Raw genomic sequence first — 26,871 nt, 5'->3', positions numbered from 1 at the left:
GCTCGGCCGCCGGCGAAGCCCACCGCGGCGGCGAGCCGGGCTTCGCTGCGGCGGAAGCGCCGGGCGGCCTGCTGCTCGCGCTGGCGTATCCCGACCGCATCGCGCAGCGGAGGCCGGACGGCCGCTTTCTGATGTCCGGCGGCCGGGGGGCGGCGCTGCCGAATCCGCAGCCGCTCTCGCAATGCGGCTATCTCGTCGTCTGCGAGCTGGACGACTCCGGCACGGAGGGCCGGATCGACCTGGCTGCTTCCGTCGAGCTCGAGGAGCTGGAAACGCATTTGCCGGAGCTTTTCCAAACCGAGGAGCTGGTCGTCTGGGACGATGGAGCGCAAGCCGTCCGCAGCCGCAAGAAGCTGAAGCTCGGCGCGATCACGGTCCGCGAGGCGCAGCTTCAGCAGCCCGATCCCGCCATGGTGTCAGCCGCGCTGATGGACGGAATCCGCAAGCTGGGCCTGCGCATCCTTCCGTGGAACCGCGCCTCCAGGCAGCTGCAAGCCCGCATGAGGCTGATGCATGCGATGCGTCCGGACTGGCCGGATGCCTCCGACGAGGCGCTGCTCGCAAGCCTGGAGCATTGGCTCGCGCCTTATGCGGTCGGCATCCGCAGCGCGGCCGGGCTGCAGAAGCTGGAGCTGACGGCAGCTCTAGACGTGCTGCTCGGCTGGGAGCGGCGCCGCCAGCTCGACGATTATGCCCCGACGCATCTCGCCGTGCCGAGCGGTTCCCGAATACCGGTCGACTACAGCGATCCTGAGGCTCCCTTCCTCGCGGTCCGGCTCCAGGAGCTGTTCGGCATGAAGCAGTCTCCGAAGGTCGGCGGCGGACGGCTGCCGATCGTCCTGCATCTTCTGTCTCCGGCACAGCGGCCCGTGCAGGTCACCCGCGATCTGGAGAGCTTCTGGACATCGGCCTACTTCGAAGTGCGCAAGGAGCTCAAGGTGCGCTATCCGAAGCATTACTGGCCCGAAGATCCGCTGCAGGCGCAGGCGACCAGCCGCGCCAAGCCTAGAGGCACCTGAACGCTGCGTTCCTTGTCGGTTGGCCTGATCTGCTCTTCATAGCGGCATGATCGCGGTCTGTATTCAATTCGGCACAGGCGGCTTCGCTGCCGAAGCTTTCAAAAGGAATACTGGAAGGAGTGAATCCATTTGACGAAGGCATTCCTGGCCATCTATCTGCTGGCGGCCAACGTCCTGGCTTTCGCCATGTTCGGCATCGACAAGGCGGCCGCTAGAGCGGGGCGGCGGCGCATCCCCGAGAAGAGGCTGTTCGCCGTCAGCCTGCTGGGAGGCGCGCCCGGCGCATGGGCGGGCATGAAGAAGTGGAGGCATAAGACGCTCCATAATTCCTTCCGGTTCGGAATTCCCCTGCTCATCGTCATTGATGCCATATGGGTGTATGCGGTATTGAAAATGATCTAGCCGCACTTGTTCCGGGCTTGCGGCCCGGATTTTTTTATTTCGTCTCGCAGAAAATGAAAGCGGCGCCACATTTCCGATTGCTGCCAGATTGTCTTCTGTGCTATAGTTACCTTTCGCTTTTTCCAAAAACCCACCCTTAGGAGGTAACTGGCATGAGTGCTCAAAGTGCCTATCAAGAGGAAGAAACACGGCTCGCAAGTGCCGTTAAGGACATCGAAGTCCAGCTGCGGGGCATCGGCCCCCGCTATACCGGCGACGATTTCACCGAGCAGATGCTCGACCTGCAGAGAGAGGAACGGGAGAGAAGGCTGGAGCTGGCGCGCAAGGAAGCCTACTTCGGAAGGATCGACTTCCAGGAGGAAGGCAAGGCGGATCCCAGCCCTCTCTACATCGGCAAGGCCGGAGTGGCCCGTTCGGGCTCGGACGAGCTGCTCGTCATCGATTGGCGCGCTCCGGTAGCGAGCCTGTTCTATTCGTTCAGCGGGGGGGAAGCCCCGGTCAATTATGTCTCCCCGGACGGGGAAATCGAAGGCACCGTCCATCTCAAGCGCAACCTGATGGTGCGCCGGGAGGAGCTGCTGAGGCTGGTCGACAGCTTCGTGCGCGGCCAGGAGGACGATGCCGTCACGGATGAGTTTCTGCTCTACCGGCTCGGCAAGAGCAAGGACAACAAGCTCCGCGACATCGTCTCGACGATCCAGCAGGAGCAGGACAAGATCATCCGCGCGGACAAAAATCTCGCCTTGTTCATCCAGGGCGTGGCCGGTTCGGGAAAAACGACGGTGGCTTTGCATCGCCTCGCCTTCCTGCTCTATCAATACGCCGGGCGCATCCGCTCGGAACGGATGATCATCTTCGCCCCCAACCGGATGTTCCTGGATTACATTTCGGGCGTGCTGCCCGAGCTCGGCGTCGGCGATATCGTCCAGACGACGTTCTCCGAATGGGCGATCGAGCTGCTGCAGAACGAGGTGTCGCTGCGCTCGCCTGCGGATACGATGGAATACTGGTTCGAACGCACTCACACAGCCGAGGAATGGCAGGAGGCTTCCGGCTTGCTGAAGGGGAGCCTTGCCTTCAAGGACGCGCTTGAGGCGAAGCTCGGCGAGCTGGAAGAGGGCATGGTGCCGACGGAACCCTTCGAGCCGCTGCCCGGCTTCCGCCTGAAGCCTGAGCAGATGAGCGAATGGTTCCATACCGATTACGGCGAGGAATCGATCATGCGCCGGCGCGACCGGCTTGCAAGCCGGATCAGCCGCTGGCTGGAAGGCGAGCTCAAGAGCCGCGGCGTGACGGACAAGAAGATCCGCTCCAAAGCGCTCGCGAAGCTGGCTTCCTTCAACAAGAAAATACCGTCCTATACCGCGCCTGCCCTATACCGGGCGCTGCTGGACGGCAAGTCTGCCTCCGGCGCGCTGCCGAAGGCGCTGGCCAAGGCGACCGCGCAGCGGATCAAAGCCGGAGAGGCGGAGCAGGAGGATCTCGCTCCGCTCGTCTATCTTCACATCCGCCTGCACGGACTCGGCCTGCCGCATTACGACCATATCGTTATCGACGAAGCGCAGGACTACTCTCCGTTCCAGATCGAAGCGCTCAAGCTGTGCCAGCGCCAGCCGTCGATGACGGTGCTCGGCGACTTGCAGCAAGGCATTCACGCTTACGCGGGAATCAATAGCTGGAGCCAGCTTCGGGATTTGTTCGCTCCCGAGCAGACCGGTTATTACGAGCTGGACCGAAGCTACCGCTCCACGATGGAAATCATCGACTTCGCCAACCGCGTGCTCGCCGGCATGTCGGGTGAAGTAAAACCTGCCGTTCCGGTGTTCCGCAGCGGCGATCCGGTCGAGGAGCTGGCCTGCGGCGGCGGGGACTGGGCCGGGCGGCTCGCAGACACGGTGCGGGAGTGGCAAGAGGAGAAATGGTTCCAGACGATCGCCGTCATCGGAAGGACAGAGGCCGAATGCGTGGATATCCACCGGATCCTCACGGAGGCAGGCCTCGATGCGGCGCTCGTCCATTCCCGCCAGCCGGCGTACGGCGGCGGCCTCACGGTCGTGCCGGTCTATCTGTCCAAAGGGCTTGAGTTCGATGCGGTGCTCATCGCCGATGCGGGCGAAGCGGCGTACGGCCCGACCGACGCGAAGCTTCTGTATGTAGGCTGCACGAGGGCTCTGCACCGACTGCGGGTTCTGTATCAGGGCAGGCTGACCGGACTGCTGGCCTAAGGCTCCTCCGTCGCCCCGCCGGGTCCTTGCCAAGCCACAGCTCTGTATCAGGGCAGGCGGACCGGGCTGCCGGCCCAAGGCTCCTCCGTTGCCCCGCCGGGCCCTTGCCAGGCCCGGCTTCAGCCCGCTTGCCCGAACAGCCGCGCCTTCTGCTTGCCATCCGCAGGCCGACAGGCCCGGCTTTTTGGCTCTCCGTCTTGCCTCAGGGATTGCTCTCCCCGTTTCCGGGTAAACAATGCATAACCGCAACCTGGATGGCGCCTTCCCCGTAGGTGGGAGAGCGGGACGCTCCGGCATGTCCGCCGGTGATCCGTCCGCAACAGGCAAGCGTTGCACATAAGGAGGATTGGCTCTGATGTCCATTCATGCGGGAGGCGGCCTGGAGACGGCTGCGCAATTGAAATCGGCCTTGGCTGAAGTCGAGAAATGGGAAAAGGATCAAAAAAATCTGATGATTTGGGATCGGCTGTCGCGGCTGCCGTTCAAGATGCTCGACAAGATCACTCCCAGGATCGTTCATGAGAAGCTGGGCGTTGCGCTGGACGAGCTTGGCGGATATATACAGAACGGCGGAAAGTATCTGGTCGCGGGCCGCAAGGTCGGGCAGCTGCTGGCCGCATCCAATGCGAAGCGCGGGGGACCGGAGTCGGGCCCCTATTCGCTGGCGGTCATGGACGAGGCTGCCCGAAAGCTTGCCGGCGAGCGTACTTTGTTCGCGACGGCGCAGGGCGCGACGACGGGCATCGGAGGCATCTTCACGCTCGCCGTGGATATTCCGGCCGTGTTCGGCCTTTCGCTCAAGGCGATTCAGGAAATCGGCCTGTCGTACGGTTTTGATCCGACGCTCAAGGAAGAGCGGATCTTCACGGTCAAGGTCATGCAATTCGCATCCTCGGATATTGTCGGAAAACGTGCTATTCTGGAAGAGATCAATCAGCAGGCATCGGCCGGAGAGGAAGCGGCCCAAGCCGCGATTTCCCGCATCCAGGGATGGAGGGAGGTCATCAGCGTCTACCGGGACAACTGGGGCTGGAAGAAGCTGCTCCAGGCGATACCGGTAGCCGGCATCTTTTTCGGCGCCTATACGAACCGGGGGATGCTCAAGGACGTGACCGAAGCGGCGGAGATGCTGTACCGGAAGCGGAGAATTCTGGCCAGACTGGCCGAAAGCGGGGAATAGACAGCATGAGCAGCATGGAGGGCATCGATGCCTTGTGCCGGCAGGCGGAATCGTTTCTGCGCCGGTATTACGGGGAAATGGACAAGCCGCCGGAAGAGGCGGAAGAGCGGATCCGGGAGGTCGACGCCGAGATTCGCCGGACGGGCGCTTATGTCCACACGCCCGGTGAGCTGGCCTACGGGGGAAAGGCGGCCTGGCGCAACAACAGCCGCTGCATCGGCCGTTTGTTCTGGAATTCCCTTGAAGTCATCGACGCCCGCCATGCATCCACTGAGGACGAGGTGGCCGAATGCCTGTTCCGGCATCTGGAGAAGGCGGGAGCGGGGGGCAGGATCCGGCCGCTCATGACGATCTTCCGCAGCCGCTCGGAAGGCTCGGAAGAAATATCCATCTGGAACCACCAGCTCATCCGATATGCGGGTTATCCTTCGCCGGACGGCTCTTCGCCGCGCCGCGGCGATCCGGCATCCGATGAGTTTACGTCCATATGCCTGCGGCTCGGGTGGAAAGGAACCGGAGGCGACTACGACGTGCTGCCGCTCGTCATCGGCATCGGAGCCAGGGAGCCGAAGCTGGTTGAGATTCCGCCTCATCTGATTCAGGAAGTCGAGATCCGGCATCCCGACACGCCCGCCCTGGATCGTCTCGGCCTCAGATGGTACGCCGTGCCGGTCATATCCGACATGAGCCTGGAGATCGGCGGCATCCATTATCCGGCCGCTCCGTTCAACGGCTGGTATATGGAAACGGAGATCGGCGCCCGCAATTTCGCGGACGCCGGCCGGTACGACAGGCTTCCCGACGTTGCCGACGCCCTCGGCCTCGACCGCAGCAGCAACACGACGCTGTGGAAGGACCGGGCGCTGGTGGAGCTGAACCTGGCTGTCCTTCATTCCTTCAAGCGGGCCGGAGTCAGCATCGTGGACCATCATACGGCGGCGGATCAATTCATGCGCTTCCAGCAGCAGGAGCGGGAACAGGGCAGAGACGTGTCCGCGCGCTGGAGCTGGCTCATCCCGCCGGTATCCCCGGCGGCTACTGCGGTATGGCATGACAGCGCCATGCAGGAATACGATTTCAGCCCAAGCCTGAATTATCAGCCTCCGGCATGGGCACGCGCAGCCTGTGCTGCTCCCCGCCCGGCTCCGCCTGAATCTTCCGGAGCCGCGCAGCGGCCTGTCTTCGCCGAGACGGCAGGAATCAGGAGCGGCTGTCCCTTTCACGCGAGCCGCGGCAGCTAAGATGCCGGCAGGCTACCAAGCCGACCCAAGCAACCGGGTCGGCTTTTTGTCGTGCTCGTACATAGAAAAGCCGCCGCTCGCGCCGATGGGCCGGCCGGCAATCCGGCGGCTGTCGGGGGATTCAGGGAAGGCGGCGATGCATGCCGGATCCGTCCTCAGGCCGGAATTCCTCCATGGCAACGCTCCGGCCGATCCCGGCATAGTTGACGAGGACATCATTGAAGCTCACCTCTCCTTTGCGGCTTCTCAGCTCGGCATCCAGTCCGGCGGACAGCTTTTGTCCCGCCTTTTTTTGCCATGGGCTTGTATTGAGTAGGCTGCTCTGCAATTGCCATGCTTGCATTGAATAGGCTGCTCTGCAATTGCCATGCTTGCATTGAATAGGCTGCTCTGCAATTGCCATAGGAGTGCCGCTTCAGGTCTTGCCGTTTCCAGCCGCCCCTGGGTTATCCGGAAGATGGGAATAAAATGAACCTCTCAAGCAGATGTTATCTTTATCCAGTCGGCCAAAAAATGCAGGCAAGTTCATGAAGGCTTGCTAACCAGGGGTTGAAGCGAAATGAAGGGATGGGCCAAGCTTAAAAAATATGTCGTCGCAGATCTGTCGACGGAGCCTCCGGAATCCTTCTCTCTAGGAAACTGGGAGGCGGACGGCGCTGCTCGAGCCGAGAATACGCCTGTTATCGACGCGCTTCCCCATGTCCCGCCGCTGCTGGACGGGGAAGGCAATCCTTTGCGGCTTCAAGATAAGCTGGAGGAGAACATTTCGTGGCTGAAGAAGCATTTTTCCTATCCGCAGAACAGCGGACTCATCTTCCATTCCATCTCTTTGGGCAAGCATTCGAGACCGGTCATCGTCGTCTACCTCGACAGCCTGATCGAATGGCAGCATCTGAGCCGGACGGTCATAACGCCGCTGCTGGAAGCCGACCTTCCGGATGAGAGCCGGCTGGAAATTTCGGACATGGCCTCTTCCGTTTTTACGAACGGACAAATGGAATCCTCCTGCTTCATGGGAGACATCGCGAACGCCATCGTCATCGGCTCGGCGGTCGTCATCATCGACGGCGTCGACTCGGCGGGCATCCTGGATGTCGAGGGCATGGAGAAGCGGGCGCTGGAGGCTCCAAAAACGGAAAATGTCGTGCTGGGCTCCCAGGTAGGCTTCACGGAGGACATCCGTACGAATATATCGTTGATCCGCCGCCGTCTGAGCACCCCGGATCTCATCGTCGAATCGGGAGTGATCGGAAGCCTTTCGCGAACGCGGATTTCCTTCGCCTACTTGAAGTCGATCGCCAACGAGGAGCTCGTCAATGAAGTGCGGCGGCGCATTGCGTCTATCCGCATCGACTATATCGGCGACAGCGGGATGGTGGAGCAGCTGATCGAGGACCATCCCAATTCCATTTACCCCGGCATTCTCAGCACGGAGAGACCTGACCGGGTGGCGGCGCAACTGGCCGATGGCTTTGTTGGCATACTGGTGGACAATTCTCCGTTCGCCCTGATCGTGCCGGCCCAATTTCCGTTGTTCCTGCAGACAGCCGAGGACAGCTATTTGCGCTGGCATTACAGCACCTTTCTGAGAATCGTGCGCAGTGTCGGCTTCTTCATGTCCCTTTACCTGCCTTCCCTCTATGTAGCCATTGCCAATTACCACCATGAAATGATTCCGACGACGCTCGTTCTCGCCATTGCCGGCACGCGCGAATCCGTGCCGCTTCCCGTCTCGGCGGAGGCGTTCCTGCTGGAATCGATGTTCGAGCTGATCCGGGAAGCCGGGGTCCGCATCCCGAGCGTGATCGGCCCGACGATCGGAATCGTCGGGGCGCTGATTCTTGGGCAAGCCGCGGTTCAGGCGAATATCGTCAGCCCCATCATCGTCATTGTCACCTCGGCCACGGCGCTTGCCTCTTATACGATTCCGAATTACAACATGCAGTTCACGACGCGCATCCTGAGATTCGTTTATTTGGCCTGCGCCTCTTTCCTCGGTCTGGTCGGCGTCATTCTGCTGTCTATCATGCTGTGGACGTATTGGATGGCGGGCAACCGCTTCGGAGTGCCGAGCCTGTCTCCTCTGGCGCCGCGGCGGCCGACCCGGGATACGCTGATCCGGGCTCCTTTGCAGAAGCAGGTGAAGCGGCCAATCTCGGTTCATCCGAAGGACATGAATAAAATTCCGGATGAGCAGAACGGCAACGACAGCATGGAATCCGGCCCTGCCAAAGGAGGAGAATCCTCTTGAATACGCATCGTATCGGCGTGCGCGAAACGGCATCGATCGGGATCATCTTCATTATCGCCAAGATTTTTCTTCCTTTTCAGAGGTCGCTGGCGGAAATAGGAGGGACGGCGGCATGGATCATCGCCCTCATCGCCGCCATGCTGTGCCCGCTCACCTGGTGGTCGATCCGGGGGGTTCTCCGCCATGCTTCGGGAGGCTCGACCTTGATCGAGGCGACGGAGGAGATATGGGGACCTTGGCTGGGGACGATATGGAATCTCGTCTATTTCACCTTTTTCTTTACGATTACGTTTCTCGTGCTTCGCGAGTTCTCGGAGCTGCTGGCCTCCGACATTTTGCCGCGAACGCCGATGAACATCATCATGATCGCCATGCTGATTCCGATTGCGGTCGTGGCCTATGCCGGACTGGAAGCCATCGGCCGCTTCTGCTGGTCGGCTGCTGGCCTGATCGTGGCGAGCGTCGTCATCGTGCTCATGGGAGGCCTGATGACCCATTTCGAGCCGGACGCCTTGCTGCCGTTCTGGGGCACGGGACGCTCGCGGGTGCTGTCGCTTGGCCTCGTGAAGAGCTCCTTGTTCTCGGAAATGCTCGTTTTCGGCTTTCTCCTTCCCCGCTTGAGAAAGACAAGCCAGTGGCCGAAGGCTGCCTGGTGGTGCATGTCGGTATCGGCCTTCACGATCTTCATTACGACGTTCGTTTACTTATTCGTTTTCCCTTATCCGACGGCCATCCGTCTGAATGTGCCGATGTTCGAGCTCAGCCGGCTCGTCATTTTCGGCCGATGGATCCAGAGGCTGGAAAGCGTCTTTCTCATTTCCTGGCTCATCTGCGCCGTCGTGAAGCTGGCCATCGGCTTATACTGCTCGGCGGCCACGCTCTCTCAGATGATGAAGCTGCCGAAGGTCCAGCCGGTTATCTTTCCGCTCGCTCTTCTCGTGTACGCTTGTTCCATTCTTCCCGGCAGCGAGATGGAGGCCGTATCATGGGATGGCCAATATCTGCGGACGTACGGCTCGCTCGTGAGCATCGGGATCCCCATGCTGACCTGGCTCCTCGGCATGATCAAGAGCAAGCTGAAGGGGCAGCAGACATGAGGCGCTTTCTGAGAGCGATGCTGGCGCTGCCGATGGTCGGACTGCCTCTAGTGTCCGGCTGCTGGGACCGGCTTGATCCCGAGAACATGGCGTTCATCATGGCCGTCGGCGTCGACCCCGGCCCGAGCAGCAATTTCATCTATACGTTTGCAGTTGCCATGCCGAAGTCCAGCAACGCCGCCGCAGGCGGAGACAGCTCCGGCGGGAGCCAGGAGCAGATCGTCGACGTCTTCTCCCAGGAGGCGTCGAATCTGACCGCGGCGCTGATGGCCAGCCAAAGCTATGTCGCGAGGCGGCTGACCCTGATCCATTCCAAAGTGTTCGTTCTTGGAGAAAGCCTTGCCCGCAAAGGCGTCATGCCGGTATTGGGCGAGGTTGTGCGCAACGACGAATTCCGGAGAACGGTCAACGTCATCACGACGAAGGGGAGGGCGGATACGTTCATCCATTCCATCAAGCCTACGATGGAAAAAGACATCAATCTCTGGTTCGAGCTGGAGCTGGACCCCCACAATATCGGGGCTGTCACTCCGCATCACTCCCGATTCCACGATTTCATCGTCGATATGGAGCAGCCAGGCACCGGAGCGACGACAATCCTGTCCGCGGCTCGGCCCGATATCGAGAAGGGCAAGGCTCGCATTGCGGATGAAGATTCGGACAAGAAGGCTTCGCAGCCCATAGAGGGCGACCAGTATGCCGGAACCTTACATAGGTCGGGCGAAACCCCGATCGACTTTTTCGGAAGCGCGGTATACCGGGGGGAAAGAATGGTCGGCTTTCTTACGGCTTATGAAACGATCATGATGAACATGCTGCGCGGGGAGTTCGAGAAGACGACGCTGGAATTCCGCGATCCGTCCGACGAGAAGCTCACGCTCAGCATCATCATGAGCGCCCAGAAAAAGCCCGACATGGACATCAAGAGGAACAAGGATGAAATCGAGGTGTCGTTCAAGGTGCGGATGGAGGGAGATCTGATCGGTTCGTTCTCGAAGCTCGATTATACGCTTCCGCAAAACCAGAAGAAGCTGGAGACTTCCGTCGAAGAGCAATTGAGGGACCGGACGTCCAAAATACTGGACAAAACGATGCATCAATGGAGCACGGATTGCTTCCATATCGGCAATCACGTCAGGGCGACATTTCCCACGCTGCAGGATTGGTACGCATTCAAGTGGAGAGACCATATCAAGGAGACCAAATATCGGCTGGATATCCGCTTCCAGATGCGCAGGCATGGAGACCAGGTTGGACCTGCTGTGGAAGGAGACAAGATGAATCTGAAATGACACAAAACCTGAAAATCGCGTTCATTGCGCTGTTGTCGATATGGGCAAGCCTTTATGTCGGAGTGCTGATCCCTTCGCTATGGAGGCAAAAAAACTTCCGGGGAGCGATCATCATCGCCATTCTTTCCGCATCGGCTCTGACGATGCCGGTAGCCATTACGCTGATCAAGGAAGGTTGACACGGGCATAGGCTGCGGCTGCTATTCTTCGGCTTGGATACGGCTCGGAATTCCGTTTTTACACCCGCGTGATTTGACAATCTGCTCGTTCCAGGGTAGACTGACAGAAATCGAGTGCCCAATCGCATACAAGTTTTTTTCGGAGGAGCCTGCCACCAGCGGGCTCTTTTTGCGTTTTTTCGGGTATGTAACAAGAAATGCAATTACTTTGGCCTGCGATTGGGAACCATTGGTAGAGAACGAAGTCCGCAAGAGGAGGTAAGCAGTTGATCTTCATCGTCGTCTTTTTCCCTTTTCTGCTGGCCGCCTTGCTGCCGCTGCTGTCCCGCCTGTTCGGACGCGTCCATGCCGGCTGGCTTGCGCTGCCTGCGCCAGCTCTGCTGCTGGTCTATTTTGCTTCGCTGCTCCCGGAAGTGAGCGGGGGGACGCCCATCGAGGCCTCCATGCCATGGATGCCTTCGCTGGATATCCGCTTCGATCTGTCGGTCGACGGCCTCGGCCTGCTGTTCGCGCTCCTCATCGGGGGCATCGGGGTGCTCGTCACCTTGTATTCGGTGTTTTATCTCGACAGGAACAAGGAAGCGGTAACCCGCTTTTATGTCTGCCTGCTGCTGTTCATGGGAGCCATGCTCGGCGTCGTGCTGTCCGATCATCTCATCGCGCTGTATGCGTTCTGGGAATTGACCAGCGTATCGTCGTTCCTGCTCATCGCCTTCTGGCATCATCGGCCGCAGTCCCGCGACGGGGCGATGAAATCCATGCTGATCACCGTGCTGGGCGGATTGTCCATGCTGGCCGGCTTCCTTCTGCTGTACCTGCAGACGGACACGTTCAGCATCCGGAAAATCATCGCTCTCGCTCCCGAGCTTCCGGGACATTCCTTGTTCGTCCCGGCCATGCTGCTCATTCTGCTCGGGGCGTTCACCAAGTCGGCCCAGTTCCCTTTCCATATCTGGCTGCCGGATGCCATGGAAGCTCCGACTCCGGTAAGCGCCTATCTGCACTCCGCGACGATGGTCAAGGCAGGCTTGTACCTGGCTGCCCGCATGACGCCGGTCTTCGCCGGGCAGGCGGTCTGGTACTCCATGCTGATCGGAGCCGGCCTGATCACGCTCTTTTACGGTTCGTTCCGCGCGTTCAAGCAGACCGATCTCAAGGCGCTGCTCGCCTATTCGACGATCAGCCAGCTCGGCCTCATCATGGCGTTGATCGGGCTCGGATCGGTCCATTCCGGATCGGAAGGAGGGCTGGAATCGATGCTCTCCGCAGCGGCTCTTGCCGCCGCTATCCTGCATCTGGTCAACCATGCCGCCTTCAAGGGAACGCTGTTCATGGCTGTCGGCATCGTCGACCACGAGACGGGAACGAGGGATATCCGCAAGCTGGGGGGACTGATGGCTCTGATGCCGGTCACCTTCACGATTTCGCTTCTGGGGGCGCTGTCCATGGCGGGGGTACCGCCATTCGGCGGTTATATCAGCAAGGAGCTGTTCTTCGCCTCCGCGCTGGACGCCTGGAGGCACGGCTTGCCGCTGAGGACTCCAGTCGTTCTCGTGCCGCTCATCGCCTGGCTCGGCAGCGTGTTCACATTTGCCTACAGCGTGCGGTTCATTGTCCGCACGTTCGGCGGCCGGGAGAGCGGGGATCCGGACCGGCGCCCGCATGAAGCTCCTGCCGGCTTGCTGCTTCCGCCTGCCGTGCTCGGGGCGGCGGCGCTGCTGCTCGGCCTCGCCCCAGGCTTGACGGCGTCTCCGCTCGTCGCTCCGGCTCTCGCGTCGATTCATCCCGCAGCGGCGGAAGCGGAGCTGCATTTCACGCTCTGGCATGGCCTTACCGCGGAAGTATGGATGACTGCCGGCGTCTTCGCGCTCGGCGCGGGAATCTTCTTCCTCCAGCGCAAAGCGGCGCTGCTCCGCGATCCGCTGCCTGCGCCAATAAGCCTGAACGGACTGTATGGAGGGATTCTCGGAGGTGTGGACCGGGCAGGACGCCGACTGACATCGCTCTATATGACCGGTTCGCTTCGGCATTACACGATGTACTTGTTCGGGTTCCTCATCCTGGCCCTGACCGCCACAGCAGCCGCGACGGGAGGAGTTGCGATTTCCTTGCAGGGACTGGCGCCAATGACGGTCTATGAAGCGGTCATCCTGACCGCTCTCATCGCCGCCGCCGCCGCCGTGCCGTTCGCCAGATCGAGGCTGATGGCGATCATCCTGACCGGTGCGGTCGGCTACATGGTCGTCCTCTTCTTTGTCGTCTTCCGCGCGCCGGATCTCGCCCTCACGCAGATCATCGTCGAGACGGTATCGGTCACGCTGTTCCTGCTCTGCTTCTATCATCTGCCGGCCTTGAAGAGAGACCGGGAATCGCTGCGGTTCCGGCTGCCCAACTTCATCATCGCGCTGGGAGTCGGGGCCGTCATGACGCTGATCGCCCTCGCGGCATTCAGCGGACGCTCCTTCGAATCGATCTCGGACTATTACCTCAAGGAAAGCTATCGGCTGGCCGGGGGCAAAAACGTCGTCAACGTCATTCTGGTCGACTTCCGGGGCTTCGATACGATGCTGGAGATCGTCGTGCTCGGCGTGGCCGCTTTTGCAATCTACGCCTTGATCACCCTCCGCCTGCCCCAGGAAGAGCGGCGGAAGGGAACGGTCAGGGAGAAGGAATTCCGCCTCGTCTACGAGGACGTCCGCAGCAATGACGTCATCCTGCGCACGCTGGCCAAGGTCATCATCTTCATCATCCTGACCTTCTCGCTCTATTTGCTGTTCGCAGGCCATCACGAGCCTGGAGGAGGCTTCATCGGAGCTCTGATGACGTCTTCCGCGCTTGTGCTGCTCTCCATGGCGTTCGGAATCAAGACGGTGCGCGATGCGATACCGGTCGATTTCCGCCTGCTGGCAGCGGCCGGCATCGGAGTGGCCGTCCTCACAGGTGTCGGCTCGATCGTGCTTGGCGTCCCTTTCCTGAGCCATACGTTCGGCTATGCAGACCTGCCCGTCTTCGGCAAAAACGAGCTGGCGACAGCAGTAATCTTCGATCTCGGCGTCTACATGACCGTCGTCGGCATCACCATGACCATCATCCTAGCCATCGGGAGGGACAAGTAAATGGAGCTGTTCATGTCTTTAGCCGTCGGCATCCTGTTCGCCGTCGGCGTCTATCTCATCTTGTCCAAAAGCCTTTTGCGCATCGTGCTCGGAACCTCGCTGCTTACGCATGGAGTGCATCTGCTGCTGCTGACGATGTCCAGGCTCAAGGCGGGCTCCGCCCCTCTGCTCGGAGAAGGAGCGGAGCGGTATACCGATCCGCTGCCACAGGCGCTCATCCTCACCTCCATCGTCATCAGCTTCGGGGTGACATCCTTGTTTTTCGTCCTTGCCTATCAGGCCTACAAGAAGCTCGGCACCGACGACATGGAACAGCTGAGGGGGCGGGAGCATGAATAACCTCGTCGTCCTGCCGCTGCTTTTTCCTTTGTGCACAGCCATCATTCTCTTCTTCTTCAAGGAGAAGGTCCGAATCCAGCGGGCTGCCGGCGCCGCCGGCATGGGAGCGACGCTGCTGGCTTGCGGCCTGCTCCTGGCTCAGGTGCTGCGCTCCGGCACGCAGACGCTGAACATGGGAGGCTGGATGCCGCCCTACGGCATCGTCTTCGTCGCCGACCCCTTCGCCGCGCTGCTTGCGGCTGCGGCGACGCTGGTGTCCTCGTTCTGCCTCCTGTACGCCTTCGGCACGGTAGGGAAGGAGCGGGAGAGATTTTACTTCTATCCGTTCTTCCATCTGCTTCTTGCCGGAGTCAACGGCTCGTTCCTGACCGGGGATCTGTTCAATCTGTTCGTCTGCTTCGAGGTGATGCTCATTTCCTCTTATGCGCTCCTCGTGCTCGGCGGAACGAAGATCCAGATTCGGGAGACGATCAAATACGTTCTCGTCAACATCATCTCCTCGACGCTGTTCGTGGCGGCGGTCGCTTACTTGTACGGCGTTGCGGGAACGCTCAATATGGCGGATCTGTCGGTGAAGGTCGCAGCGGCCGGGCAGGGGGGGATTCTGAATGTCATCGCCGTCTTTTTCCTCGTCGTCTTCTCGCTCAAGGCGGGCCTGTTCCTGTTCTTCTGGCTGCCCGGCTCCTACAGCGCGCCGCCGATGGCCGTCGCGGCGCTGTTCGGCGCCCTGCTCACCAAGGTCGGGCTGTACGCGCTCGTCCGCACGTTCACGCTTGTATTCCCGAACGATCCGGCCATTACCCATGTCTGGATCGGCTGGATGGCAGGAGCGACGATGGCGCTTGGCGCCGCCGGCGCCCTGGCCTACCGGAACCTGCTGTCGGTGCTGAACTACAACATCGTCATCAGCATCGGCTTCATCGCCTTCGGACTGTCGGTCTCGAACCGCCCGGCTCTGGAAGGCGTCGTATTCTACCTGCTCCACGACATGGCTGCCAAGGCTCTGCTCTTCCTGCTGGCCGGCCTCATCCTCCAGGCACGCGGAACCGACAAGGCGGCAAGGCTGGGCGGACTCATCCGCAGCCAGCCCTGGATCGGCTGGATGTTCTTCACGGCCGCGCTCGCGATTGCCGGGATACCGCCGCTCAGCGGCTTCGGAGGCAAGCTGCTGCTTGTGAAAGGAGGCCTGCAGGGGGACAGCTTCGTGCTGACAGCCATCTCGCTGGCCTCGAGCTTGATCGTTCTGTACACGCTGATCCGCTTGTTCATGGATGTTTTTTTCGGAGAAGCCAAGGAACAGCCGGCTGCCGCCGCCGTCCCGCTGCGCGGCCATGTCGTCCTGGCAGGAGCGCTCTGCGCCATCGTCGTGCTGATGGGGCTCGGCTCGGAGTGGATCTATCAGGCCGCCAGCGCCGCCGCCGGCACGCTGTCCGATCCATCGAAATATATTGAAGCCGTATTGAAGGAGCCGGTCTGATGGCATCCCAATTTCTGATCAACCTCATCATTGCGTTTCTCTGGATGTTTCTGTACAACGACTTGACCTTTCCGAGGTTTCTGGCGGGTTACGGCCTCGGCCTGCTGTTCATCGCCGTCCTGAACCGCTTCCTCAAGAAGGAATTCTATCTGCGCAAGGTGCTGGCCGTAATCAGGCTGCTGGGCATCTTCATCCGCGAGCTGTTTTCCTCCAGCTTCAAGGTGCTCTATCAGATCGTGAAGCCGCGACTGGACATGCGTCCCGGCATTGTCGCGATCGACACGGAGCTGAAGACGAGCTGGGAGCTGACTCTGCTCGCCTGCCTCATCTGCCTGACGCCGGGCACGCTGACGCTGGACGTATCGGATGACAGCCGGGTGCTGTATATCCATGCCATCGATATCGGGGACGCCGAGCAGCTGAAGGAGCAGATCCGCAGCACCTTTGAAAAAGCGATCATGGAGGTGACGAGAACATGATGAACCCTATGCTTGAAATCTCGCTGGCGCTGCTGTCCCTGGCTGCGGCCGGCTGCATGTACCGGCTGCTCAAGGGTCCGTCGATATCGGACCGGATCGCCGCGCTGGATACGATCGGCATTCTGCTGCTGTCGATGATCGCCGTGCTGGGGATGCTGGAGGGAACGTCGGCCTACTTCGACATCATTCTGGTCATCGGAATCGTCACCTTCATCGGCACGACGGCTTTTGCGAGATACATCGAGAGAGGAGCGGTGATGGAGGATGAATGACTTCTGGTCCGCCGCATCGGGCCTCATGGTGCTGTTCGGCTCCATCATCAGCCTGTTCAGCGCCTTCGGCCTCATCCGCCTGCCGGATGTGTACCTCCGATCACATGCCGCTACCAAGAGCGCCACGCTCGGCGTCCTGTTCATCCTGACCGGGGCTTTCCTTTATTTCGCCGCCGTGCAAGGGCAGTTCAGCATCAAGCTGCTGCTCGGCATCGTGTTTGTCTTCCTCACGGGGCCGGTGGCGGGCCATTTGAATGCGCGCGCCGCATACCGGACCGGTGTAGGCATGTGGGACAGAAGCGTGCGCGACGATCTCAAGGCCGCCTTGAAAAAGGAGCGCGAGGAAGCCGAATCGAAAAGAACGGAGCTCATCCGCCGCTCGGAGGCGGATTGAAGGGGTTTCTTGTCCGTTCAGCAGCGTAGCTGCCTGCCTATACAAGCCGACTGCCGCAGTCGGCTTTTTTCATTTGTCTGCTTGACAGGGGGAAGACCAGGAGGTTCGGTACTTTTCATTCTAACGTTCAAGGAAGAAATCAACCCTGTTCCGCGCCGGGGGGTGGAAGACTTTCCCTCCTCGTCCAGTTATGGTAGAGTGGGAAAAAAACTTGCGGGGGATGCGGGAATGGAATCCGAAGCGCTGATGAGCATCCGCGACGCGAAGCCGGGCGATGAGGCAGGAATAGCCGGCGTTCAAGTCAGCAGCTGGCAGACGACGTACAAGGACATTGTCGATCCGGCCTATTTGCAGGCGATGGAGACCGGCCCGAGACAAGACATGTGGGAAAGGGCTCTGGCCGCTCCCGATGCAGGCTCCTGTACGCTTGTGCTGGAGAACGGCGAGGGAAAGATCGTCGGATTTCTCAAAGCAGGCAAAAGCCGGGACATGGCGGAGGAAGGCAGCGCGGAGCTGTACGTGCTTTATTTGCTGAAGGCGTACCAAGGAGCGGGATGGGGAACGGAGCTGTTCCGCACGATGCGGGGAAGGCTGCAGGATCTCGGCTACCTCACTTTGCATGTATGGGTGTTGGAAGGCAATCCGGCGCGCTTTTTTTATGAAAAAATGGGGGCGAGAGATTACGGCATGCAGGAACAGGTCGAGATCGGATCTAGAATCCATATCGAGCGCTCGCTGGAATGGAAGACCATTTTCTGATTAAAAAAAAGCATGCATAGAGAAACAATAGCAGGTATGGTAAAATATTCCTCATTGCTGCCTGTTGTAGTGATGGGAGAGTTGAATCGATGATAGCGCTCTTCGGGCGTGTAGCGGTATTGCTATGCACATATGTTCTGATTTTGCTCGGCCCGTTCGGCTTGTATTTGGGAGGGCTGTTCCTGCTTCTGCTGGGCGTCCACCTCGGCTGGATGTATATCGAGGAAGCGGATAACCGGCCCCAGATCAAATACGGCCGCAAATGGAAGCTTTGAACGGCCGGAGCCTGCCTGGCCGGAGCGTGAATGGGGCTCTCCCGCGCAACAAGCCCGCTTGCGGACCGGATGGTCCGACAAGCGGGCTTTTGTCTGCAAGGCGATTCCATGCCTGCTGCTCATTGAATTTCAAGGGCTGCCGTCATCCGAATGCAGCCTCAATCCATTTCGTATCGAGACGCTCTACATCGCCTCATAGCGGGCGAGATCCTCGCGGATGAGATCGGCCGTCAGCTGTCCGCTCAGCGTGACCATCGGCACGCCGCCGCCGGGGTGGGTCGAGCCGCCGACGAAATACAGCCCTTCGAGCACCGCGCTGCGGCTCGGAATCTTGAATCCGCCGTTCAGCTTCCGGTCGGTGACCGTGCCGTAGATGGAGCCGCCGTTCGCCCCGTACAGGCTGCGCAGGTCGTCGGGGATGAACTGCTCTTCGTAGACGATATGACCGCGCAGGCCTTCCGCGCCCATCCGCTCCAGCTTGTCGAGCACGAGGCCGCGATAGCGCTCGCGATGCTGCTCCCAGCTCTCTCCCTCGGCGAGCGGCGGCACATGCGTCAGCACGAACCAGTTCTCGCAGCCTTCCGGAGCCTGGCTGGAATCCGACTTGGACGATATTCCGACGTAGACGGTCGGATCGTCCGTCGGCATCCTGTCGACGAACATGTCGCGGAATTCCCGCTCGGGATCGCGGGAGAAGAAGAAGTTGTGATGCTTGAACGCCTCGTAGCTGCGGTCTACGCCGAGCAGCAGCACATGGCCGGATACGGACGGCTCGTATTTGACGAGCTTCTCGGCGGCGCGCCGGCTGCCGGGAGCTTGCGCCAGAAGGGAGCTGTGCGCCGGGATCGCTTCCAGATTGCAGACGACGAGATCGGCCTCAAGCTTTTCTCCGCCGGCCAGCTCCACTCCGACCGCCGCTCCGTTGGAATCGAGGATGCGGACGACTTCCGCTCCGGTGCGCACTTCGGCTCCAAGCTCGTTCAGCAGCTTGAGCTCGGCCTGCGCGATTCCGTACATGCCGCCAGTGACGAAGTAGATGCCGAGGCCCATCTGCACGTAGACGAGCTGGGAGAGCACGGCAGGCGCCGCGTAAGGGGAAGAGCCGACATACATCGCGAAAAATTGGAAGATTTGCCGCAGATGCGGATGCTTCAAGTAGCTCTCCGTAACCTGCGCCATCGACTTCATCGGATCCATCGAGAGCAGCTCCTTGAGGGAATGCTGCTGCCTGAGATCGGACAGACCGCTCAGGGAGCGGCTGTAAAAGCTTTTCATGCTGAGATCGTACTGCTTTCTCGAGTAGTCGAGGAACGACAGGAAGCTTTCACGGTCCTGCGGGGACAGCTCCGCGATGCTGTCCAGCATCGAAGGCAGATCGCCGACGAGATCCAGCACCTTGCCGTCCTCGTATATTCCGCGCCACTGGGGCTCTATTCTCTGGATGTCGATATAATCATGCAGATTGCGTCCGGCGGAGGCGAACAGTCTCTCAAGCGTCCAGGGCATCGTCAGGATGGACGGTCCTGTATCGAAGGAATACCCCAGTCCGGAACGGATATTCAGCTTGCCGCCCGCCCGCTCGTTTTTCTCCAGCACCGTAACCTGATGGCCGTCAGCGCTCAGCCGGATCGCTGCCGACAGTCCGGCCAGGCCGCCTCCGACGATGATGATGTTTTTGCTCATTTGCTCTTTCCTCCTTGGATTAGGGATGCCGAAACCGTCGATACTGGCTAACATCCGGTTTATATACCATTTATAACCATTGTGGACCGTATTCTCTCTCTCGATACGGGGGAGCTTTCAAAGATTTCGAGAATACCGGCAAGGAGGAGATCTGCATGTGGATGGGATGGATCTGGCAGGGGCTGCTCATCGGAAGCGGCCTGCTGCTGATCGGCTGGGGGAGAGGCGGCAGGAACAGCCTGGATCGTTTCGGGAGCAAAACCTTTGCAAGCGCTGGCTCGTCAACCGAAATGGAGATCAGCGTCATCGTGCCTGCGCGTGATGAGGAAGCCAACCTCAAGCAGCTGCTTCCGCTGCTGCAGTCCATGGTACCGGCTCCAATGGAAATCATCGTTGTCGATGACGGATCGTCCGATGGGACACGGCAGAGCGCCGTCTCTCGGGGCGTCACTCTGGTCGAAGCCGGCCGTCTGCCGGCCGGCTGGCAGGGCAAAGCCTGGGCATGCGCCCGCGGAGCGGACGCGGCTGTCGGAAGCCGTCTGCTGTTCCTGGATGCGGATGTGCGGCCAGCGCCGCATCTGCTGCGGATGCTGTCGGAAGCCGCCGCTGACGGCGGCTGCGTCACCGTGCAGCCGTATCACCGGATCGGGAGCGCTGCGGAGCATTTCTCCGCCTTTTTCAATGCGGCCGTGCTGGCCGGCTCCGGACGCTTCTCCCCGGTAGCGCGGCGCGGCCGGGAGGGCTCGTTCGGACCATGCCTGTTCTGCAGCCGGGAAGAGTATATGATGGCAGGAGGCCACGCGTCGATACGGGGCGAGGTGCTGGAGAACGATCGCCTTGCGGCGCGTTTCCGGTCGGCAGGATTGCCTTGCCGGGCATACGTAGGCGGGAGCGGGCTTTCGTTCCGCATGTATGAGGGCGGCTTGAAGGCGATTGCGGCGGGCTGGGCCAAGAGCATCGCGCTCGGCGCGGCATCCGCGCAGATGCGCATGCTGGCGCTGACGATCCTATGGATATCGGGGCTGTCGGGCGCCGCGATCGGAGCTATGTCGGCCGCCGCGAAGGCTGTTTCCGGACAACCGCAAGCCGCTGAGCTGACGGCCTGCCTTTTGCTGTACGCCTTGGCCGCATGGACCTGCCGCAGGGCGTTCCGGCTGGCGGGATCGTTCGTCGCCTGGACGTATGCTCTCTATCCGCTCGCCTTGGCTTACTTCTGCGGCGTATTCGCATACGGCCTCTATCGTTCCTTCGTCAGGCGGCGCGTATCGTGGAAAGGCAGGGATATCGATGTGGCTTGAGCCCGGAACGACGGCTACGATATTGCTGGACGCAGGCGTCCTGGTCCTGCTGCATGCCTGCTCCGTGGCTTCCGCGCTGAGGCGTCCCTGGCAGCGGTACGACAAGGATGCCGGCTTGACGCGGCTGCTGCCGTTCGAGAAGGACGGGCGCTGGTATGAGAGGAAGCTCGGCATCCACAAATGGAAGGACAGGCTTCCGGACGGAGGAAGCTGGATCCGGAGCGGCTTCGCCAAGAAGCGGCTGCTGTCCGCCGATCGCGATTACCTCCGGCGCTTCGCTGCCGAGACGCGGCGCGGCGAGCTGACGCATTGGCTGATGTTCCTGCCGCTTCCGCTGTTCGCCGTCTGGAACAATGGACTCGGCATGGCGATCATGGCGGCCTATACGATCGCGGCCAATCTGCCTTGCATTCTCGTGCAGCGCTACAACCGGGCCCGGCTGCTGAAAGTCATGTCGCGCCGGGAAAGGTTGTGCTATCCTAATAGGACAGACCAATACAGCGCGAAGGAGCTGCCCGGAGACCATGGAATTTGATGTGCAGTTTTTGAGCTTCTTCGTCATCCAGACGGACGGGGAGAGCACGGACAGCGGCAAGCGGTTCAAGCATTTCCAGACGATGGACGGAGAAGATTACGAGGACAGTCCGCTCAAGGACTTCCTCACCGGCGAATTCGCCCGGATCGTCAAGCGCAAGGCGGAGCGCAACCCAGCTTCGGAATCCGTGCCGACCAAGATCGGACGCTTCCGCGTCGAGCCGGGGTACGAGCTGGACAGCAATCCCGACTACAATCTGCTGCAGCGGCTGCGCAGCGCCGAGGATGCCGAGCGGTTCCACAGCATAGCCGACGAGCTTGTCCGCATCTATATGGATACTTCGGCAGTCCGGGGCGGCGCGCTCATCGCGGTTCAGGCGACGCTGTCCAAGCTGTTCGACCAGCCGTTCCTGTTCATCCTGAAATGCGACTTCGAACCGAAAATAGCCCGCATTGCGGACGAGAGAAGCTTGATCTCCACCGTGGAGATGGCCATCAGCGCGCGCAGCATGAAATCGATCCTCTACCCGCATATGCCGGAGGAGGGGATGATGGATTCCTGGGAGGTCAAGCTTCACCAGGCCTCGCATGCGAGATATTTCGAGGATTTCCTGAAGTTCGTCAGCTATGAGCGTCCGCTTCCCGAGGTGATGGGCGAGCAGGTGCTCGAAATGGTGCAGCAATACATGGAGGAAAAGTGGCAGGATGATCAAGGCCATCTGCGCAAGGAAGAGGAAGAGGCGGTCGAGATCTGGGCCGCGTCGGACAAGCGCGAGCTGCTGGAGAGATGGACGCCGGAGCAGGTATTCGCCGCTTCGGCCGTTCTCGTGGAGCAGAAGGAGGATCTCGCGCTCAGCTTCAAGCTTGGCGGAGTCCAGGTCAAGGGACTGCTGTCCGACTTCGGCAAATCGCTGCACTTCGCCCGTCACAACGGCCGTTACGTAGCCGTCCTGGAAGGAGACTTCTTCCAGTTCGAGCGCGGAATTTCGCCCGTCGAGCTCATCCATCCGCCGGAGCTTGAGGAAGTGATGAAAGTAATCGGCGCGGAGGAGAGCGGGACTGCCGTTCCTCAAGGCGGCGACGCGACCGGACAGAGCGAGGCGGCCGCCTCTGCGGAGGAAGACGACGTCCCCTGGTAAGCTTGCGGCAGCTCCATAAGCTTCCGGTATATCCATCCGCTCCAGGCAAGCAGGAGGAGTCATCCGGACATCGGACAGCGATCTGAATCGATTGGGAGGAGAGAATTCATGCGGCAAGTAATGTTCATCGAGCTCGGCATGGGAACGGATCTGCATGGACAGAACGTGACCAAGGCTGCGGTAAGGGCTGTGCAGGATGCGATCCACCGCAATTCCATGCCCGGCATCCGCACCGTGCTGCCGGAAGGCAAGCTGGAGAATATGAAGGTGAGGGTGCGGCTTGCCGTGCCTTGCGACGAAGAGAAGCTGGATCTGGAAGCCGTTCGCGCGGAGCTTCCCTACGGGGAAGTTTCCTTCGAGGTCGTGGCCGGAGGCATGGTCACGTCCAGCGGCATCGTGCTGGAAGACAAGCAGGACGTGAACGATCTGATCTATGTCGTGCTTGCGTCCGTCGAAGCGGGTTACTGAAGGCGGAGGCGGCAGCCCGAGCCTGGCGCTGCCGGCCGTAGCCATACATAAGAAGTTAGGGGAGCGGATATTTTGGATTATATCAAAGCAATCATATTGGGCATTATTGAAGGCTTGACGGAGTTCATACCCGTATCGTCGACCGGCCACATGATTCTGGCCGCCAAGCTGCTCGATTTCGTCGGCGAACGGGCCACGGTGTTCGAGGTCGTCGTCCAGCTCGGAGCCGTGCTGGCCGTGTTTGTCCTTTATTTCAAGCGTTTCGTCGGCTTCCTCAAATTCGACTTTTCCAAAAACTCCGGCCTCAACCTGATCCATATCATTCTCGGCATGATTCCGGCAGGCATTCTAGGCGTCCTGCTGCATGGATTCATAAAGGATTACCTGTTCAATTACAAATCGGTTCTTGTCGCTTTGATTGTCGGCGGCATTCTCATGATTTTCGCCGAACGGTACCAGAAAGGCCGCCTTCCTTCCGCCGAAACGGTGGACGACATTACGTACAAGCAAGCCTTCGGAATCGGGATCTTCCAGATTCTCGCCCTCTGGTCCGGCTTTTCCCGTTCGGGCTCGACGATTTCCGGCGGCATCTTCATGGGCACGAGCCAAAAGGCCGCTGCCGACTTCACCTTCATTCTGTCGGTGCCGATGATGATCGGCGCTACCGGCGTCGATCTCATCAAGAGCCGCGACCTGCTCGTGCCGGAGGATTACGGCCTGTTCGCAGTCGGCCTGGTCGTCTCCTTCATTGTCGGCCTCATAGCGGTGACCACGTTCATCAACCTGATCAAGAAACTCAAGCTGAGCTGGTTCGCTTATTACCGCTTTGCTCTTGCGGCGGTGTTCTTCCTGTTCGTCGTCCTGTAACACGGCGAAATGACAGGCCAGCATCATCGATCTCATCCATTGCCCGGCCGGTTCCTCACAGGAACCGGTCTTTTTGTCTTGGAATAAATGGAAACCGGGAGGGGAGACTAGAGCCGATCTCATCTCATCCGCTAAGGAGGCTGCCGTATGACCATTCAGTGGAATTCGATTCTGGACTGGGCTCTGCTGGGCGAAGCGGCAGCGGCCATTGCCGTTCCATGGGGAATATCCATTCTGGCAGGTTATGCGCAAGCGGCTCGCAGGGGAGGGACGAAGCGATGAGCCGGGAATCCGGCGGATCGGCGCCTGCCGGCGTGGAATCTTCCTGGTCGGGAAGCTATGTCCACAATATGGCTCTGATCAGGAAGAGCATGGAGACCAACGCGGATATCAAGCTCCGGGCGTTCACGATCAGCCACGGCCGGGAAGCATGCCTGGCGTACGTAGACGGCTTGGCCGATCTGAAGGCGATCGATATGCTGCTCCTCAGCAAGCTGGGCGATCCGACTTCCGATGAAGGGAGCATCGAGAACGTCGAGCTCGCGGTAAGGCGGACACTGCCGTCCATCATCGGAGCGGCTTGGTCCGATGATTACGCCTTGATCCTGAACCGGATCCGTTCCGGAAGCACGGCCTTGCTGATGGACGGCCTGTCCCAGGCTTTGCTGCTGGAGACGGTCAAGGACCAGACGCGGAGCCTGGAGGAGCCGATCTCCGAGGCCGTGCTGCGCGGCCCGCGGATCGGCTTCTGCGAATCGCTCCAGCTCAACACGGCGCTGCTGCGTTCAGCCGGCGAGGCGCCGAATATGGCGATGGAGAAAATGACGGTCGGACGTGAAATCCGCAAAGAGGTCATGATCGTGTACATGACCGATATCGTGCGCGCTGGCCTCGTCGAGGAAGTGAAGAAAAGGATTGCGGCGATCGATATCGACCATCTGCCGGAATCGGGTTACGTGGAGCAGCTCGTGGAGGATAATTTCCTGAGCCCGTTCCAGCAGATCCAGAATACCGAAAGGCCGGACCGCGTCATTGCGGGCATTCTGGAAGGAAGAGTAGGCATCCTGCTCGACGGAACGCCGTTTGCCTTGCTGGCGCCGGCGACGTTCAGCATGCTGATTCAATCTCCGGAAGATTATTACGACCGCTGGCTTCCGGGCTCCCTGATCCGGCTGCTCCGGTTCGCCTCTGTCGTCATCTGCTTGCTGACGCCGGCTCTCTATATCGCCTTCACTTCCTTCCATCCCGGCCTGATTCCGACCAAGCTGGCGCTGTCGATCATCGGAGCCAGGCAGGGAGTGCCGTTTCCATCGTTGATTGAAACGCTGATCATGGAAGTTTCCATCGAGATTCTGCGGGAAGCGGGACTAAGGCTGCCCAAGCCGATCGGTCCGGCGATGGGCATCGTCGGCGGCCTGATCATCGGGGATGCCGCAGTCCAGGCTGGAATCGTCAGTCCGATCCTCGTCATCGTCGTTGCCATTACAGCCATATCCTCGTTTGTCATTCCGCAATACAGCGCCGGCATCACGCTCCGGATTCTCAGGTTCGCGGCCATGATCTGCGCAGCTACCTTCGGGCTGTACGGCGTCGTTCTGTTCATTTTGCTGCTGCTTGCGCATTTGGCGAGGCTGGAAAGCTTCGGCGTGCCTTATTTGAGCCCGCTAGTCCCTTACAGGCCTAGAGATTGGAAGGATCTGCTGCTGCGGCTCCCATTGCCTCTGCTTCGCAAGCGGCCTTCCTTTCTATCTCCCCAAAATGAATTCCGCGAAGATAACGGCTGAAGAAAGGAGCTGAGGACGTTGAAGCTGACTATGCCCCAGACAGCGGTGCTGATCATCAACTATATGCTTGCTACCGCCATTCTGGTCCTGCCGAGAACGGCTGTCCAAGAAGCCGGCACGCCGGATATTTGGATCTGCGTCCTGCTTAGCGGCCTTCTTTCTCTGGTTTTCGGCTTGATTCTCTCGCGGCTCAGCGGGCTGTTTCCGGGAGAGACGGTCTACCAATACGCCGGGAAGCTCATCGGCAGATGGCCGGCTTGTTTTTTCGGAACGGTTATGGTGGTCTATTTCATGGTCATCTCGGCTCTTGAGGCGAGGTCGCTTCAGGAAATCACATCCAAATTCCTGCTGGAGGGTACTCCCGGCTGGGCGATCGTCATGCCGTTTCTGTGGGTGGGAGCTTACCTTGTCCTTGGCGGCATCCAGCCGATCTCGCGGGCCTTCGATGTTATTTTCCCCATTACGGGACTCATTTTCCTGGCGGTCATGATGCTCAGCGTGCATGTCGTGGATCTGCATCGGCTGCTGCCTGTGATGGGGCAGGGTCCGCTTCCCGTTCTGAAAGGGATGAGAGCGACGGCTTTCGCTTTTTCCGGACCTGAAATCATGCTCATCCTCGTCGCCTTCATGCAGAAGCCGAAGTCTGCCGGCAAAGCTTTCGCGGTGGCGGTCGGAGTGGTGACCTTGTTCTATCTGATCGACTGCGTCATGACGGTCGGCACCTTCTCGATCGACGGCGTGACGGCCAGAACCTGGCCGACGATCGATCTGATGCGGAGCTTCGAGCTTCCCGGACTGCTCTTCGAACGTTATGAATCGCTCATCCTGGCAATATGGATCATGAAGTTCTTTTCCACGTATGCTCTTTCCTACTATGCCTCCAGCCTGGGCTTGTCGCAGCTGTTCCGGATTCCGTACCGCACCGCCGTGTTTGTTCAGCTGCCGTTCCTGTTTCTGATCAACGTGCTGCCGGCAGCGATCGAGGATGTGTTCAAAATCTGGGACTTGCTTTCCATGGCGGGAACCGGCTTCATTCTAGTTATTGCGGTCATCCTGCTTGGCATAGCGGCCCTCAAGGGGATCAAGCATGCGCAGTCATGA

At 60.0% G+C, this 26,871-nt stretch carries 27 protein-coding genes; 25 read left to right on the top strand and 2 right to left on the bottom strand.

Annotation, left to right across the window (positions count from 1 at the left end):
• The 5 genes from VE23_RS05295 to VE23_RS05275 all read left to right on the top strand — a co-directional run.
• On the top strand, positions 1 to 1,019 hold a 1,019-nt coding region (locus VE23_RS05295; protein ID WP_332310157.1), incomplete at its 5' end, for an ATP-dependent helicase C-terminal domain-containing protein.
• Positions 1,020 to 1,148: 129 nt separating this feature from the next.
• A complete protein-coding gene (locus tag VE23_RS05290) occupies positions 1,149 to 1,421 on the top strand; it encodes a DUF1294 domain-containing protein (protein ID WP_232313192.1) in 273 nt (90 codons plus the stop codon).
• Between the two features lie 152 nt (positions 1,422 to 1,573).
• Positions 1,574 to 3,646 carry a HelD family protein gene (locus tag VE23_RS05285; protein ID WP_049867508.1) on the top strand — a complete coding sequence of 691 codons (2,073 nt, stop codon included), beginning with the start codon at positions 1,574 to 1,576 and terminating at the stop codon, positions 3,644 to 3,646.
• Positions 3,647 to 4,001: 355 nt separating this feature from the next.
• Complete coding sequence (locus tag VE23_RS05280; RefSeq protein ID WP_049867507.1) at positions 4,002 to 4,826, top strand: EcsC family protein; 825 nt, start codon at positions 4,002 to 4,004, stop codon at positions 4,824 to 4,826.
• Between the two features lie 14 nt (positions 4,827 to 4,840).
• The gene (locus tag VE23_RS05275; RefSeq protein WP_084781687.1) at positions 4,841 to 6,067 is read left to right on the top strand and encodes a nitric oxide synthase oxygenase; all 1,227 of its coding nucleotides are present in this window, start codon (positions 4,841 to 4,843) and stop codon (positions 6,065 to 6,067) included.
• Between the two features lie 121 nt (positions 6,068 to 6,188).
• On the opposite strand, the gene VE23_RS05270 is transcribed toward VE23_RS05275, so the two are convergent.
• Positions 6,189 to 6,410, bottom strand: a complete 222-nt coding sequence (locus VE23_RS05270; RefSeq protein WP_127505389.1) for a hypothetical protein — start codon at positions 6,408 to 6,410, stop codon at positions 6,189 to 6,191.
• 216 nt (positions 6,411 to 6,626) lie between these two features.
• On the opposite strand from VE23_RS05270, the gene VE23_RS05265 reads away from it, so the two are divergent.
• The 12 genes from VE23_RS05265 to VE23_RS05210 all read left to right on the top strand — a co-directional run bounded on the left by VE23_RS05265 (position 6,627) and on the right by VE23_RS05210 (position 17,997).
• Entirely contained in the window at positions 6,627 to 8,318 is a 1,692-nt protein-coding gene (locus tag VE23_RS05265) for a spore germination protein (protein WP_049867505.1), read from the top strand.
• Complete coding sequence (locus tag VE23_RS05260) at positions 8,315 to 9,415, top strand: GerAB/ArcD/ProY family transporter (RefSeq protein WP_049867504.1); 1,101 nt, start codon at positions 8,315 to 8,317, stop codon at positions 9,413 to 9,415. The genes VE23_RS05265 and VE23_RS05260 overlap by 4 nt, the downstream gene beginning before the upstream one ends.
• Positions 9,412 to 10,707, top strand: a complete 1,296-nt coding sequence (locus VE23_RS05255) for a Ger(x)C family spore germination protein (protein WP_048743726.1) — start codon at positions 9,412 to 9,414, stop codon at positions 10,705 to 10,707. The genes VE23_RS05260 and VE23_RS05255 overlap by 4 nt, the downstream gene beginning before the upstream one ends.
• A complete protein-coding gene (locus VE23_RS05250) occupies positions 10,704 to 10,886 on the top strand; it encodes a hypothetical protein (RefSeq protein ID WP_021881273.1) in 183 nt (60 codons plus the stop codon). The genes VE23_RS05255 and VE23_RS05250 overlap by 4 nt, the downstream gene beginning before the upstream one ends.
• 269 nt (positions 10,887 to 11,155) lie before the next feature.
• Positions 11,156 to 14,002, top strand: coding sequence for a Na+/H+ antiporter subunit A (locus VE23_RS05245; RefSeq protein ID WP_157054062.1), 2,847 nt, complete (start codon positions 11,156 to 11,158; stop codon positions 14,000 to 14,002).
• Positions 14,003 to 14,341 carry a Na(+)/H(+) antiporter subunit C gene (locus VE23_RS05240; RefSeq protein WP_021882178.1) on the top strand — a complete coding sequence of 113 codons (339 nt, stop codon included), beginning with the start codon at positions 14,003 to 14,005 and terminating at the stop codon, positions 14,339 to 14,341.
• The gene (locus VE23_RS05235; protein ID WP_049867502.1) at positions 14,334 to 15,818 is read left to right on the top strand and encodes a Na+/H+ antiporter subunit D; all 1,485 of its coding nucleotides are present in this window, start codon (positions 14,334 to 14,336) and stop codon (positions 15,816 to 15,818) included. Before VE23_RS05240 ends, VE23_RS05235 begins: the two co-directional genes overlap by 8 nt.
• Positions 15,818 to 16,297: a Na+/H+ antiporter subunit E gene (locus VE23_RS05230; RefSeq protein WP_048743720.1), complete on the top strand. Its 480-nt coding sequence runs from the start codon at positions 15,818 to 15,820 to the stop codon at positions 16,295 to 16,297. Before VE23_RS05235 ends, VE23_RS05230 begins: the two co-directional genes overlap by 1 nt.
• Positions 16,294 to 16,569, top strand: a complete 276-nt coding sequence (locus tag VE23_RS05225) for a Na(+)/H(+) antiporter subunit F1 (protein ID WP_021880176.1) — start codon at positions 16,294 to 16,296, stop codon at positions 16,567 to 16,569. Before VE23_RS05230 ends, VE23_RS05225 begins: the two co-directional genes overlap by 4 nt.
• Positions 16,562 to 16,963, top strand: coding sequence for a monovalent cation/H(+) antiporter subunit G (mnhG, locus tag VE23_RS05220; RefSeq protein WP_049867501.1), 402 nt, complete (start codon positions 16,562 to 16,564; stop codon positions 16,961 to 16,963). Before VE23_RS05225 ends, mnhG begins: the two co-directional genes overlap by 8 nt.
• Positions 16,964 to 17,191: 228 nt before the next feature.
• A complete protein-coding gene (locus tag VE23_RS05215) occupies positions 17,192 to 17,722 on the top strand; it encodes a GNAT family N-acetyltransferase (protein ID WP_084781312.1) in 531 nt (176 codons plus the stop codon).
• Between the two features lie 89 nt (positions 17,723 to 17,811).
• Complete coding sequence (locus VE23_RS05210) at positions 17,812 to 17,997, top strand: hypothetical protein (RefSeq protein ID WP_049867500.1); 186 nt, start codon at positions 17,812 to 17,814, stop codon at positions 17,995 to 17,997.
• Positions 17,998 to 18,180: 183 nt separating this feature from the next.
• Here VE23_RS05210 and VE23_RS05205 read toward each other — a convergent pair whose 3' ends face one another.
• Positions 18,181 to 19,680, bottom strand: coding sequence for a phytoene desaturase family protein (locus VE23_RS05205; RefSeq protein WP_048743717.1), 1,500 nt, complete (start codon positions 19,678 to 19,680; stop codon positions 18,181 to 18,183).
• Between the two features lie 155 nt (positions 19,681 to 19,835).
• Here VE23_RS05205 and VE23_RS05200 point away from each other — a divergent pair, with 155 nt between their 5' ends.
• The 8 genes from VE23_RS05200 (at position 19,836) to VE23_RS05170 (ending at position 26,871) form a co-directional block, all read left to right on the top strand.
• Complete coding sequence (locus VE23_RS05200; protein WP_049867499.1) at positions 19,836 to 20,978, top strand: glycosyltransferase; 1,143 nt, start codon at positions 19,836 to 19,838, stop codon at positions 20,976 to 20,978.
• Complete coding sequence (locus VE23_RS05195; RefSeq protein WP_048743715.1) at positions 20,968 to 21,513, top strand: hypothetical protein; 546 nt, start codon at positions 20,968 to 20,970, stop codon at positions 21,511 to 21,513. Before VE23_RS05200 ends, VE23_RS05195 begins: the two co-directional genes overlap by 11 nt.
• Positions 21,503 to 22,651 (top strand): DUF3900 domain-containing protein, encoded by a 1,149-nt coding sequence (locus tag VE23_RS05190; RefSeq protein WP_049867498.1) that lies wholly within the window; start codon positions 21,503 to 21,505, stop codon positions 22,649 to 22,651. The genes VE23_RS05195 and VE23_RS05190 overlap by 11 nt, the downstream gene beginning before the upstream one ends.
• 108 nt (positions 22,652 to 22,759) lie before the next feature.
• Positions 22,760 to 23,119, top strand: a complete 360-nt coding sequence (locus VE23_RS05185) for a Lin0512 family protein (RefSeq protein WP_048743710.1) — start codon at positions 22,760 to 22,762, stop codon at positions 23,117 to 23,119.
• A 69-nt stretch (positions 23,120 to 23,188) separates the two neighbouring features.
• Complete coding sequence (locus VE23_RS05180; RefSeq protein WP_021880169.1) at positions 23,189 to 23,986, top strand: undecaprenyl-diphosphate phosphatase; 798 nt, start codon at positions 23,189 to 23,191, stop codon at positions 23,984 to 23,986.
• A 147-nt stretch (positions 23,987 to 24,133) separates the two neighbouring features.
• Complete coding sequence (locus VE23_RS27625; RefSeq protein ID WP_269745398.1) at positions 24,134 to 24,268, top strand: hypothetical protein; 135 nt, start codon at positions 24,134 to 24,136, stop codon at positions 24,266 to 24,268.
• Complete coding sequence (locus tag VE23_RS05175) at positions 24,265 to 25,770, top strand: spore germination protein (RefSeq protein ID WP_048743705.1); 1,506 nt, start codon at positions 24,265 to 24,267, stop codon at positions 25,768 to 25,770. Before VE23_RS27625 ends, VE23_RS05175 begins: the two co-directional genes overlap by 4 nt.
• 18 nt (positions 25,771 to 25,788) lie before the next feature.
• Positions 25,789 to 26,871, top strand: coding sequence for a GerAB/ArcD/ProY family transporter (locus tag VE23_RS05170; protein ID WP_049867497.1), 1,083 nt, complete (start codon positions 25,789 to 25,791; stop codon positions 26,869 to 26,871).

The sequence above is a fragment of the Paenibacillus sp. D9 genome (assembly GCF_001188365.1).
Classification (GTDB): Bacteria; Bacillota; Bacilli; order Paenibacillales; family Paenibacillaceae; genus Paenibacillus_O; species Paenibacillus_O humicus.
This window is presented reverse-complemented; position numbering and strand designations above follow the sequence as displayed.